Genomic DNA, 12,210 nt, shown 5'->3' with positions numbered 1-12,210 from the left:
GGATCAGACGCGTTCGATGACGGTGGCGGTGCCCATGCCGCCGCCGATGCAGAGAGTGATCAGGGCTGTCGACTTGTTCGAGCGTTCCAGCTCGTCCAGGGCGATGCCGGTGATCATGGCGCCGGTGGCGCCCAGGGGGTGGCCCATCGAAATGCCGCCGCCGTTCACGTTCATCTTGGCGTGATCGATGTCCAGGGCCTGCATGTAGCGCAGGACGACGGCGGCGAAGGCCTCGTTCAGCTCCCACAGGTCGATGTCGTCGGGCGTCATGCCCAGCTTGCCCAGCAATTTGCGAGTCACATACTCAGGGCCGGTCAGCATGATCGAAGGCTCCGAGCCGATCGAGGCGCCGCCCAGGATCTTGGCGCGTGGCTTCAGGCCCAGGGCCTGGCCGGCTTCCAGCGAACCGATCAGCACGCCGGCCGAACCATCGACGATGCCGGACGAGTTGCCCGGCGTGTGGACGTGATTGACGCGCTCAACCTCGGGGTAGCGTTGATTGATCACGGCGTCGAAGGCCATTTCGCCCATCATGGCGAAGGAGGGGTTCAGTCCGCCCAGCGTCTGCATGTCCGTGTTCGGACGAATGGTCTCGTCGTGGTCCAGGATGGTCAGGCCCAGCTGGTCCTTGACCGCCAGAACCGAATTCTTGAACCGGCCCTCGGCCCAGGCCTTGGCGGCCCGCTTGTGGCTCTCGACCGAATAGGCGTCCACGTCGTCGCGGCTGAAGCCGTATTTGGTGGCGATCATATCCGCCGACACGCCCTGGGGCACGAAATAGCTGGGGAAGGCCGAAGACGGGTCGGTCGGCCAGGCGCCCATGTCCGAACCCATCGGCACGCGGCTCATGACCTCGACCCCGCCGCCGACGGCGAAGTCGGCCTCGCCGGACTTCACCTTGGCGGTGGCCATGTTCACGGCTTCCAGGCCCGACGCGCAGAAGCGGTTGATCTGGACGCCGGCGGTGGTCTGGGCCCAGCCCGCGGTCAGGACGGCGGTGCGGGCGACATCGGCGCCCAGTTCGCCCACCGGGGTCACGCAGCCCAGGATCACGTCGTCCACCTTGGAGGTGTCCAGATCGTTGCGGTCGCGCAGCGCTTCCAGAACCTGGGAGGCCAGCGACAGGCCGGTGATCTCGTGCAGCGAGCCGTCCTTCTTGCCCTTGCCGCGCGGGGTGCGGACGGCGTCATAGATATAGGCGTCAGCCATGAGAATACGTCTCCGATAAAGGACGGGTCTAAGCTCGGACGCCAAGAACCCTACGTTTACGTCAACGTCAAGTAATAAGCCGCGTGATGCGGCGCCAGGGCGGTGCCGCACAACGTCGTCGTCTTGACAGGATGTCGGGCCAAAGACATCGCTTCGGCCCCCGAGGGTCAGTTGGCGCGGTGGATCCGGGTGGCGCCGCCGGTGATCTTGCAGGCGTACTCGGTTTGCGGTCGACCCGTCTGAAGGCCGGTGGGCGTCAGGATGCCCTGGTCGCGGGTGCAGGCCGCCTCCAGCACGTCCAACTCCTGCTGATAGGTGTTGGTCGCGCCGGTCGTGCCACAGGCCGCCAGCAATGGCAGGGCGAGGGCGGTGGAGAGGATCAGGATACGCATGGCTCGGTTGCTCCCTTTTGGACGCGCACGCCCCGACTTCGCCCCCTGGCGATGAAAACCCTACTGCGCCGCCGCCAGCCTGACCAGCTTGCCGTTCTGCTCGTCGGTGATGGCCCAGACGGATCCGTCGGCGGCGACCGCCACATCGCGGATACGCTCGCCCAGATCGGTCAGCAGGCGCTCCTCGCCGACCACGCGGTCGTTCCGGATCACCAGACGGGCGATGTGCTTTTCCTTCAGCCCCGCGACCAGCAGGTTCCCGTCCCACCCCGGGAACATGGCCCCCTGATAGAAGGTCGCCCCGCCGGGCGCGATGACCGGATCCCAATAATAGACGGGCTGCTCCGTGCCCGGCGCCTGGGTCGCCCCGGTGTTGATCCGGCCGCCCGCATATTCGACGCCGTAAGCCGCATCGGGCCAGCCGTAGTTCAGTCCGGCCTTGTCGATATTGACCTCGTCCCCGCCGCGCGTGCCGTGTTCGATGGTCCAGACGGCGCCGGTTCCCGGTTGGATGGCTATGCCCTGGACATTACGGTGCCCCAGGCTCCAGATCTCCGGCAGGGCCCCCGCGCGGCCGACGAAGGGATTGTCCCGGGGCGCCGAGCCGTCGGCGTTGATGCGGATGGTCTTGCCCATGTGCGAGCCCAGATCCTGGGCCTGGGGCCGCATGGGCTTGTCGGATCGCTCGCCCAGGGTGACGAACAGATGCCCGGCGGGATCGAAGGCCAGGGAGGAGCCGAAATGTTTGTCGCCGTCATAGATCGGCAGCGCACGGAAGATGACCTGGACGTTCTCCACCCTCGATCCGTCATCCGACAACCGCCCACGCGCGACAGAGGTGGCGTTTCCACCCTGGCGGGGCTCGGCGTAGCTCCAGTAAATCATGCGGTCCTGGGCGAAGCGGGGGCCGACAATCACGTCCAGCAGGCCGCCCTGGCCGCGCGCATCGACGGCGGGCAGGCCCGCGATCGGCTCGCTCACCTGGCCCTGGGCGGTGACGACGCGCAGGCGGCCGGGCTTTTCCGTCACCAGCCAGTGACCGTCCGGCAGGGCGGCGAGCCCCCAGGGATGCACCAGGCCCGAGGCGACGACGGTGTGGCTCATGGCCTGTTCGCTCTTTACGCCCGGCGCTCGGGTTTGCCCATCGAAGGCCGGTCGCTGGTCGGGATTGTTGGCCGGACGGGTCTCCAGCGGGGCGCCAGGGTGGGACTGAGGCGCCGAGGACGCGCTTTCGCCGCTGGCCCCGCAGGCGGCGGCGAGGACGAGCAGCGAGGTGGACGCGGCCGCGACGATCAGGCGCATGGCGCAGGCTCCGAAAAGACAGGGGGCGGTATCGGCCGAAAACGACGGTCCCATCGTCACCGTTCCGGCCGGCGGCTATCCTGCGCTCTATCGCCGCACGATCTCGCCCAAGACGACTTGAACACGACGCCCGACGGCGATATAGGCACGCCTCCTTCGCGGCCGGCCCCGGCCCCGCGACGCCCGGGACTGGGTAGCTCAGATGGTTAGAGCGGTGGATTCATAACCCACAGGTCGGCGGTTCGATCCCGCCTCCAGTCACCACCTTTTTTGCTGCAACCCGCATCCCCATCCTGCGTTTACGGTCGAGCTTTCAACCTTGACTGGAGAGACGCCGTGACGATCCGCACCACAGCCCTGATGGCCGCCGCCGTTCTGACGTTGGGCGCCGCCGCCTGCACCCAGGCCGAGCAGGACAAGGCCGAGGTCCATGCCGAGGCCGCCGCCGACAAGACCGCCAGCGCCGCCTCTCAGGCCGGCGAGGTTATCGAGGGCGGGGCGATGAAGGCCGCTCAGGCCGTGGAGACGGGCGCGGGCAAGGTCGCCGACAAGCTGGAGAACGAACAAGCCCAGGCCGCCGCCGAGGGCAAGCCCGGCGCCATTGACCCAGCGACCGATACGCGGGTTCCGGCCAAGAACTGATCCAGCCCGGCCAGGCGGGCGCGGCCGTCACCGGGGCTTGGGGCCTTCCGCCAGCAGGGCGTCGATCAGGGCGCGGGCCTCTGGGCCGGACCAGTCGGCCTCGCCCGTTTTGACGGCGCGGATGCGGCCTTCGCGATCCAGCAGGATGGTCTGGGGCATGGCGCCCTTGCCCGGAAACTCGAACGGCAGCTGGAACTTGGCGTCGCTGTAGAAGGGCAGGGGCGCGTGGTCGTCGAGGAAGCGCCTGGCCTCAGCCGCCGCGTCCGGGGTGGCGTCGACGTTGATGGGCAGGACCACCAGATCCTCGTTGGCCGCATAGGCTTTAGCCAGCGCCTGGAGCGTCGGCATCTCGGCCTTGCACGGCGCGCACCACATGGCCCACAGGTTCACCAGCACCACCTTGCCGTGAAAGGCCGAGAAGCGGGCGGCCGTGCCGGTGCGGTCGCGAAATGCGTATTCGGGCGCCAGGGCGTGGTCGGCCGGGGTCGATAGGGTGGAAAGCGACCCGACAGCGAAGCGCGCCAGATCGCTTTTCGACGCCGCATTGGCGTTTGCGGCCTCTTGCACTTGCGCGTCCTGGCGGTGATTGGCGTATAGCGACATCGCCATGCCGCCGACGCCGGCGATGGTGCTGACCACCACGACCGCGCCGATTATCGCCCAGATCGCCTTTCTAGAGCCGCTCATGACCCAATCCACTCCTGCCGACGCCACGTCATCCGCCGGTTCGACTGCGCCGGTGAAGCCGGCGGGTCAAGACATGTGGGGCGGACGCTTTTCGTCGCGCCCGGCCGAGATCATGCAGGCGATCAACGTCTCCATCGGCGTGGATCAACGTTTGTGGCGTCAGGATCTGGCCGGATCGCGCGCCCATTGCCGGATGCTGGCCAAGCAGGGGATCATTCAACAGGCTGACGCTGACTCCATCCTGGGCGGCTTGGACGCCATCGAATCCGAGATCGTGGACGGGACATTCCCCTTCCGCGACCAGTTCGAGGACATCCACATGAATGTGGAGGCTCGACTGAATGAACTGATCGGCGAACCCTCGGGCCGTCTGCACACGGCGCGCAGCCGCAACGATCAGGTGGCGCTGGATTTCCGCCTCTGGGTGCGCGACGCCTGCGATCGCTCCGTCGCCCAACTGAAGGCCTTGCAGGCCGCCCTGTTGAACCGGGCTGAACAGCACGCGGGCGACCTGATGCCGGGCTTCACCCATCTGCAGACCGCCCAGCCGGTGACGCTGGGTCACCATCTGATGGCCTATGTCGAGATGTTCGGCCGTGACGCAGGCCGCTTCGCCGACGCCCGCGCCCGCATGAACGAAAGCCCGCTGGGCGCCGCCGCGCTCGCCGGTTCACCCTTCCCCATCGACCGCCATATGACGGCGCAGGACCTGGGCTTCGAGCGCCCGATGGCCAACAGTCTGGACGCCGTGTCCGACCGCGACTTCGCGCTGGAAAGCCTGGCCGCAGCCTCGATCACCGCGGGCCACCTGTCGCGCCTGGCCGAGGAGATCGTGGTCTGGATGACGCCGATGTTCGGTTTCGCCTCCCTGCCTGACGACCTGACCACCGGCTCGTCCATCATGCCGCAGAAGCGCAACCCCGACGCCGCCGAACTGGTGCGGGCCAAGACGGGCCGGATCATGGGCTCTCTGGTCGCCCTGTCCACGGTGATGAAGGGTCTTCCGCTGGCCTATTCCAAGGACATGCAGGAGGACAAGCCGCCGGTGTTCGAGGCCTTCGACGCCCTGGACCTGGCCCTGAACGCCATGACCGCCATGGTCGCGGCGTTGCGTCCCAACACCGAACGGATGGCCGCCGCCGCCGGCGCGGGCTTCTCGACCGCGACCGATCTGGCCGACTGGCTGGTGCGCGAACTGAACCTGCCGTTCCGCAAGGCGCACCATGTCACGGGGGCGGCCGTCAAACAGGCCGAGGCGCTGGGCGTGGACCTGTCGCAACTGCCGCTGGCCGAACTGCAGAAACTGGAGCCGGGCGTCACCGAAACAGTCTACAAGGTGCTGACCGCCGAGGCTTCGTGCCAGAGCCGCCAAAGCTATGGGGGAACCGCGCCGGAACAGGTCCGCGCGCGCATCGCCGACTGGAGAGATCGCCTGTGAAAAAGACCCTGATCCTCATGGGCGCGCTCGCCCTCCTGACCGCCGCCTGCGGCCGCATGGCCGATCTGGAATCGCCGGTGCGCCAGACAGAACGGGCGCCGCGCGACAGCCGCGCGCCGCATCTGCCCGAGCCGGCGACGATAAACCGTCCGTCCAGCAGCCTGCCGATCGACGGCGGCCCCTCCAACCCCATCGGCGCCGGCGCCGCCCAGAACGATCCGCGATAGACCTTGCACCATTTCGACCTGAAGGACGGCGCCCTGCATGCCGAGGGCGTGCCGCTGGAGCTGATCGCCGACGAGGTGGGCACGCCCGCCTATGTCTATTCGACCGCGACGCTGAAGCGGCATTACGGCCTGCTGCGCGCCGCCGCCGACGCGCATCGCGATGCGTTGGGCGAGGCCCTGATCGCCTTTGCGGTCAAGGCCAACTCCAACCTTTCTGTCCTGGCGACCCTGGCGAGGCTGGGGTCTGGCGCCGACACCGTGTCCGAGGGCGAAATCCGGCGCGCGCTGGCGGCGGGCGTGCCGGCCGACCGGATCATCTTTTCCGGCGTGGGCAAGACCGACGTCGAGATGGCCTTCGCCATCAGCGTCGGGGTGCGCCAGATCAACATCGAATCCGGGGCCGAGCTGGACCGGCTGATCGCTGTCGCGGCGATGATGGATGCGGCGCCGGCCATCGCCATCCGGGTCAATCCGAATGTGGGGGCGGGCGGTCACGCCAAGATCACGACCGGCGGCAAGGGCGACAAGTTCGGGGTGCCGGTCGAGGAGGCGATGGACCTCTACGCCCAGGCCTCGGCCTCGCCGCATGTCACGCCGGTCGGTCTGGCCTGCCACATCGGCAGCCAGATCACCGACCTGGCCCCGCTGGAGGCCGCCTTCACCGTTCTGGCGGAGATGACCCGCGCCCTGCGCGGCCAGGGCCACGCCGTGACCCGGCTGGACCTGGGCGGCGGCCTGGGCGTGCCCTATTCGGGCGGCGTCGAGCCGCCGTCGCCGGCCCATTATGTCGCCATGGCCGCGCGGGTGCTGAACGGGCTGGACGTCGAGGCGGCGTTCGAGCCGGGCCGGCTGCTGGCCGCCAACGCCGGGGTGCTGTTGAGCCAGGTGATCCAAGTCAACGAAAGATCGGACGGGCGCCGGTTCCTGGTGCTGGACGCGGCGATGAACGACCTGATGCGGCCGGCGCTGTATGACGCCTTCCACGACATCCGACCGGTGGCGCCGCGCGGCGGCGCGGCCCTGGCCTACGATGTGGTCGGGCCGGTGTGCGAGACGGGCGACACCTTCGCGCGCGATCGCGACCTGGCGCCGCTCGAGGCCGAGGATCTGGTTGTCTTCACCGGGGCGGGCGCCTATGGCGCGGTCATGGCCAGCGAATATAACAGCCGGCCGCTGATCCCCGAGGTGCTGGTGGACGGGGATCAGTGGGCCGTGATCCGTCCGCGTCCGACCTATGAAGAAATGCTGGACCGGGAGCCGTTCGCCGACTGGCTGTAAAGAGTCGAATTCCGCTCGACTGTTATAAAGTAACACGCTATAGGCCGGCTCATGTCCCCCGGCGCCGAACAGTCCGTGCTCTTGTCCCTGCTGGGGGGCGGCTTCGTCGCGGCTTTTCTGCACGCCGCCCTGCCGACCCACTGGCTGCCCTTCACTTTGGTCGGACGGGCGCAAGGCTGGCGGCCGCATCGCATCCTGCTGGTCGTGACGGCGGCGGGCCTGGCCCATATCGCCACGACGGCGGTGGTCGGCGGGCTGATCGTGGCGGCGGGCCTGGCGCTGGACCAATGGATAGAGGGGGTTTTGCCGCATCTGGCGGCGGTGCTGCTGTTCCTGTTCGGCGCCTTCTACCTGGCGCGCTCGGCCCTGCGGCGGCCGGCCCTGGCCGGCGGCCCGGCGCTGGCGACGCCTGAGCCGGCCGTGTCGGACAAGGCGGCCTTCCTGGGCCTGGTCGCCATGATGGCGCTGTCGCCGGGCGAAGTTCTGCTGCCCATCTATCTGTCCTCGGCCTCTGCGGGGATCGGCGCCCTGGCTATGCTGACGGTGATGTTCGCGGTCGGCACGGTCGCAGGCATGGCGGTGTTCACGGCCTTGGCTAGCGCCGGCGCCTCCATCCTGCGGCTGGAGCGTTGGGCGCGTTACGAAGGGGCGGTCCTGGGTCTGGCCCTGATCGCGCTGGGTCTGGTCGTGGCCATGCATCAGCACTGACATTATGTGATAACATTCAATCTGTTATCAAGTAGCAGCTTGGCTGTTCCGATAAAGGGCGTATAGGCGAAACCATGAACGCCGCGCACGATCACAGCTCCGACCCTGATCACGGCCCAGATCACGACCACGGTCATGCCGATCACGGCCACGGCCATTCGCACGCGCACGGTCACAGCCATGGTCATGGCGGCCACAGCCACGGGCCAGTCGATACGGGCGACTGGCGTTATGCGGTCGGGCTGGTGGTCAATCTGATCTTCGTAGCGTGCGAGTTCGGGGCCGGGCTGATGGCGGATTCCACCGCCCTGCTGGCCGATGCGGGGCACAATCTGTCCGACGTCCTGGGTCTGGCCATGGCGGGCGGGGCGGCCTGGCTGGCGCGGCGTGGGGCGCACGGGGCGGCAGGCGGTCGGCGGACCTATGGGTTCGGCAAGGCGACGGTGCTGGCCGCGCTGGGCAATGCGCTTCTGCTTATCTTCGCCTGCGGGGCCATCGCGTTCGAGGCCGTGCGGCGTTTCAACGAACCGGCGCCGGTAGGGTCGGCGACCATCATGCTGGTGGCCGGGATCGGCTTCGTCATCAACCTGGGCACGGCGCTGCTGTTCATGAAGTCCCAGCACGACCTGAACGCCAAGGGGGCCTATCTGCACATGATGGCCGACGCCGGCGTGTCGCTGGGCGTCGTGATCGCGGGCGCGGTCATCCTGGCCACGGGCTGGTCGGTGGTGGATCCGCTGGTCAGCCTGGTGATTGTGGCGGCGATCCTGTGGTCCACCTGGGGTCTGCTGAAGGATTCGGTCAATCTGGCCTTGGACGGGGCGCCCAGCGGGGTGGACGTGCCGGCGCTGGAGAAGGCATTGGTGGGTTTGCCGGGCGTGCGGGCGGTGCACGACCTGCACGTCTGGGCCCTGTCGACCACGGACACCGCCCTGACCGCGCATCTGGTTCACGACCGTACGGATTCAGGCGTGCTGATCGCCGAGGCCCAGGCGGTGGCGCGGCGCTACGCCATCAACCATACGACCCTGCAGCTGGAGAACGAACCGCTGCCGGATTGTCCGGGGTGTTGATGCTCGACGGGATGAAGGGGCGCGAACGCCGCCTTACGCCTGCTCGAAGGTCACCGGCGCACCCCAGAACTGGGCGACCAGTTCGGATTGCGGGCCGGCCTGGCCGGTGGTCAGGAAGTCGCGGCGGCCGCTGTCGCCCAGGTCGTACTCGGGGTGCGCCTTGAAATAGCGTTCCAGGGCGTCGGCCACGGCCGTAGGCTGTTCGATCAGCACGGTCCCCGCCGGCAGGGCCTGAGCGAACAGTTCGGCGACGATCTCATAGTGGGTGCAGCCCAGGATGGCCTTGTCCGGGTGGCGGCCGATGCGGCGACGCAGCGCATCGACGTGGTCGTCGATCACCACCTTCAACTCCTCGGCCGGGGCGCCCAGTTCGATCAGGCCGGCCAGGCCGGGGCAGGGCTCGCAGAAGACGGCGATGTCCTCGCGTCGCTTGTCGATCTCGATCTCATAGACGCGGCTGATGGCGGTGGCGGCGGTGCAGAAGACGCCGGTGATGTCGATGGAGGCGACCTTTTCGCCCTCTTGCGGGCGCTCGGCCTCGAAGCTCCAGGGCTTGCCGGTCGCCGCCTCGATGGTCGGCACTATGATGCCCAGGATGTTGACGGGGCGGCCCAGCCGCTCGCGCAGACCCGGAAGCCAGGACTGTTGCAGGCGGCGCAGCGCAATGGCGCTGGCGGTGTTGCAGGCCAGAACGACGATGGAGGCCCCGGCCTCGAACAGACGCTCGCAGCCCGCCTTGGTCAGTTCGACGATGTCCTCGCCGCCGCGTCCGCCATAGGGGGCGTGGGCCTGGTCGGCCAGATAGACGAAGTCCCGCTGGGGGAAACGCCGCGTCAGTTCGCGGTGGACGGTCAGACCGCCCACGCCGGAGTCGAAAACACCAATGGCCATGGCCCGCCTTTAAAACAGTGCGACGACGTATCCAACCGGATTGGAGCGAAGATTACGTCTCCATCAGGTGACGGGGCCGTTTCGTGCGCCTAAGTGTGTGACCAACCATGATCATGTTTCGGAGCATTCCATGCATAGACGCCAGCTTCTCATCGCGGGCGGCAGCCTGATGGCCCTGTCGGCCTGCGCCTCGACGGGGGCCGCGACCGGCGCCGCCTCGGGCGGGTCCGCCGCCGCGCCGTCGGCCGCCAGCGTCGCCGAGGAAGCGCGCATCGCCCGCGCCGTCCTGCCCGCCCAGGCGCCGCGCGCCGAACTGCTTCAGGTCTGGACCGGCAAGTACGACGGCGTGCCGCCGTTCGACAAGGTGACGCCGGCCAAGCTGCGCGAAGCCATGCTGGAAGGCATCGAGCTGCAACGCGCCGACATCGCCGCCATTGCGAACAACCCCGAGGCCCCGACCTTCGCCAACACCATGGCGGCGCTGGAGCTGGCCGGCGAGCCGCTGGACCGGGCGTCCAATGTCTATGGCGTCATGACCTCCAACATCGGCGGCGAAGCCTATGATGCGGTTGACACCGAACTGTCGCCCCTGCTGTCGGCGGCTTCGGACGAGATCACCTTCAACGAAAAGCTGTTCCAGCGGGTCAAGACCGTCGCCGACACCGCCGACGCGGCGGGCCTGAGCGCCCAGCAGAAGCGTCTGGCCGAGCGCCGTCGCGACGCCTTCATCCGTTCGGGCGCCAATCTGGACGCGGCCGGCAAGGCCGAGCTGGGCCGGATCAACACCGCGCTGTCCAACGCCTTCACCCGCTTCGGTCAGAAGGTCGTCGCCGACGAGAACGCCTGGACGGTGATCCCGAACGAGGCGGGTCTGTCGGGCCTGCCCGAGTCCAACAAGGCCGCCGCCGCATCGGCCGCGCGCAGCCGCAACATCCAGGGCTGGGCCATCCTGAACACCCGTTCGGCGGTCGATCCCTTCCTGACCTTCGCCGACGACCGGGCCCTGCGCGAGCAGGTCTGGAAGAAGTTCGTCAATCGCGGCGACAACGGCGACGCCAACGACACCAACTCGACCATCGCCGAGATCGTGAAGCTGCGCGATCAGCGCGCCAAGCTCCTGGGCTATCGCAACCACGCCGAACTGCGCATGCAGGACACCATGGCCAAGACCCCGGCTGCCGCCGAGGCCCTGATGAACCGCGTCTGGGCGCCGGCCAAGGCCCGCGTCGCCGAGGAGGTCGCCGACATGAAGGCGATCGCCGGTTTCGACATCGAGCCGTGGGACTACCTCTACTTCGCCGAGAAGGTCCGCAAGGCCAAGTACGACCTGGATCAGAACCAGCTGAAGCCCTATTTCGAACTGAACGCGGTCCGCGCCGGCTCCTTCGCCATGGCCGAGCGTCTGTACGGCTTCAAATTCACCAAACTGCCCAAGGGTTCGGTCCCGACCTTCGAGCCGGACGTCGAGGTCTATGAGCTGCACGACAAGGCCACCGGCAAGCTGATCGGCCTTTACTACACGGACGACTACGCCCGTCCGGGCAAACGTTCGGGCGCCTGGATGACCACCTATCGGTCATTCTCCACGCTGGATGGATCGAAGGTGATCCTGGGGTCGAACAACAACAACTTCACCAAGCCCGAGCCGGGCCAGCCCGTCCTGATCTCGCTGGACGACGCCGAGACCCTGTTCCACGAGTTCGGCCACACCCTGCACTATTTCTCGTCGGTGGTGACCTATCCGTCGTTCGGCAATACGCCGCGCGACTTCGTGGAGTATCCGTCGCAGGTGCATGAGCACTGGGTGCTGAGCCGTCCGATCCTGGACGGCTATCTGAAACACTATCAGACCGGCGCGGCCATGCCGCAGGCGCTGGTGGACAAGATCGAGGCCGCCGCCACCTTCAACCAGGGCTATGCGACGGTCAGCTATCTGTCCTCGGCCATCGTGGACATGGACCTGCACACCCAGGCCGTGCCGCCGACCGATATCGACGCCTTCGAAAAGGCCAGTCTGGCCCGGATCGGCATGCCCAAGGAGATCGTGATGCGGCACCGCCTGCCGCAGTTCAATCACCTGTTCACGTCCGACGCCTATTCGGCGGGCTACTACAGCTATCTGTGGTCCGAGACGATGGACGCCGACACCTGGGCGTACTTCGAGGAGTCGGGCGACGTGTTCAATCCGGACATCGCGGGCCGCTTCAAGTCGATCATGCTGGCGCCGGGCAACACGACCGACCGCGCCGAGGCCTATCGCGCCTTCCGTGGTCGCGACCCGGACGTGGCGGCCTTGCTTAAGGTTCGCGGCTTCCCCGTTTCCTGATGGGGGCGCCGCCCTTCGGGCGGTCTTTAGCGTCATG

Annotated in this window: 13 protein-coding genes and 1 tRNA gene; 9 read left to right on the top strand and 5 right to left on the bottom strand. The window is 67.7% G+C overall.

The features are described 5' to 3' along the window. Positions 1–3 precede the first annotated feature (3 nt). The 3 genes from ACYX4P_RS00655 to ACYX4P_RS00645 all read right to left on the bottom strand — a co-directional run bounded on the left by ACYX4P_RS00655 (position 4) and on the right by ACYX4P_RS00645 (position 2,903). On the bottom strand, positions 4–1,209 hold the full coding sequence (locus ACYX4P_RS00655; protein WP_248120917.1) for an acetyl-CoA C-acetyltransferase: 1,206 nt from the start codon (positions 1,207–1,209) through the stop codon (positions 4–6). A 167-nt stretch (positions 1,210–1,376) separates the two neighbouring features. Continuing rightward, positions 1,377–1,601 (bottom strand): hypothetical protein, encoded by a 225-nt coding sequence (locus ACYX4P_RS00650; RefSeq protein ID WP_248120916.1) that lies wholly within the window; start codon positions 1,599–1,601, stop codon positions 1,377–1,379. 60 nt (positions 1,602–1,661) lie between these two features. Then, positions 1,662–2,903: a PQQ-dependent sugar dehydrogenase gene (locus ACYX4P_RS00645; RefSeq protein ID WP_248120914.1), complete on the bottom strand. Its 1,242-nt coding sequence runs from the start codon at positions 2,901–2,903 to the stop codon at positions 1,662–1,664. Here ACYX4P_RS00645 and ACYX4P_RS00640 point away from each other — a divergent pair. From ACYX4P_RS00640 to ACYX4P_RS00630, 3 genes are all read left to right on the top strand, one after another. Further along, positions 2,902–3,024, top strand: a complete 123-nt coding sequence (locus ACYX4P_RS00640; RefSeq protein ID WP_282438975.1) for a hypothetical protein — start codon at positions 2,902–2,904, stop codon at positions 3,022–3,024. The genes ACYX4P_RS00645 and ACYX4P_RS00640 overlap by 2 nt on opposite strands. 66 nt (positions 3,025–3,090) lie before the next feature. Then, positions 3,091–3,167, top strand: a tRNA-Met gene (locus ACYX4P_RS00635). Between the two features lie 72 nt (positions 3,168–3,239). Continuing rightward, on the top strand, positions 3,240–3,545 hold the full coding sequence (locus ACYX4P_RS00630; protein ID WP_248120910.1) for a hypothetical protein: 306 nt from the start codon (positions 3,240–3,242) through the stop codon (positions 3,543–3,545). A gap of 27 nt (positions 3,546–3,572) precedes the next feature. Here ACYX4P_RS00630 and ACYX4P_RS00625 read toward each other — a convergent pair whose 3' ends face one another. Further along, positions 3,573–4,232: a TlpA family protein disulfide reductase gene (locus ACYX4P_RS00625; RefSeq protein ID WP_248120908.1), complete on the bottom strand. Its 660-nt coding sequence runs from the start codon at positions 4,230–4,232 to the stop codon at positions 3,573–3,575. Here ACYX4P_RS00625 and argH point away from each other — a divergent pair. The 5 genes from argH (at position 4,231) to ACYX4P_RS00600 (ending at position 8,956) form a co-directional block, all read left to right on the top strand. Further along, a complete protein-coding gene (gene argH / locus ACYX4P_RS00620) occupies positions 4,231–5,670 on the top strand; it encodes an argininosuccinate lyase (protein ID WP_374321927.1) in 1,440 nt (479 codons plus the stop codon). The genes ACYX4P_RS00625 and argH overlap by 2 nt on opposite strands. Next, positions 5,667–5,897 carry a hypothetical protein gene (locus tag ACYX4P_RS00615; RefSeq protein ID WP_248120906.1) on the top strand — a complete coding sequence of 77 codons (231 nt, stop codon included), beginning with the start codon at positions 5,667–5,669 and terminating at the stop codon, positions 5,895–5,897. The genes argH and ACYX4P_RS00615 overlap by 4 nt, the downstream gene beginning before the upstream one ends. A gap of 3 nt (positions 5,898–5,900) precedes the next feature. Further along, positions 5,901–7,175: a diaminopimelate decarboxylase gene (gene lysA, locus ACYX4P_RS00610; protein ID WP_248120904.1), complete on the top strand. Its 1,275-nt coding sequence runs from the start codon at positions 5,901–5,903 to the stop codon at positions 7,173–7,175. Between the two features lie 51 nt (positions 7,176–7,226). Then, positions 7,227–7,883, top strand: coding sequence for a hypothetical protein (locus tag ACYX4P_RS00605; RefSeq protein WP_248120902.1), 657 nt, complete (start codon positions 7,227–7,229; stop codon positions 7,881–7,883). A gap of 74 nt (positions 7,884–7,957) precedes the next feature. Next, the gene (locus ACYX4P_RS00600; RefSeq protein ID WP_248120900.1) at positions 7,958–8,956 is read left to right on the top strand and encodes a cation diffusion facilitator family transporter; all 999 of its coding nucleotides are present in this window, start codon (positions 7,958–7,960) and stop codon (positions 8,954–8,956) included. A 33-nt stretch (positions 8,957–8,989) separates the two neighbouring features. On the opposite strand, the gene ACYX4P_RS00595 is transcribed toward ACYX4P_RS00600, so the two are convergent. Further along, positions 8,990–9,847, bottom strand: coding sequence for a glutamate racemase (locus tag ACYX4P_RS00595; RefSeq protein WP_248120898.1), 858 nt, complete (start codon positions 9,845–9,847; stop codon positions 8,990–8,992). Between the two features lie 130 nt (positions 9,848–9,977). On the opposite strand from ACYX4P_RS00595, the gene ACYX4P_RS00590 reads away from it, so the two are divergent. Beyond that, complete coding sequence (locus ACYX4P_RS00590) at positions 9,978–12,173, top strand: M3 family metallopeptidase (RefSeq protein WP_292075136.1); 2,196 nt, start codon at positions 9,978–9,980, stop codon at positions 12,171–12,173. The last annotated feature ends 37 nt before the right edge of the window (positions 12,174–12,210 follow it).

Source organism: Brevundimonas sp. ABV4_179, assembly GCF_056311945.1.
This window is presented reverse-complemented; position numbering and strand designations above follow the sequence as displayed.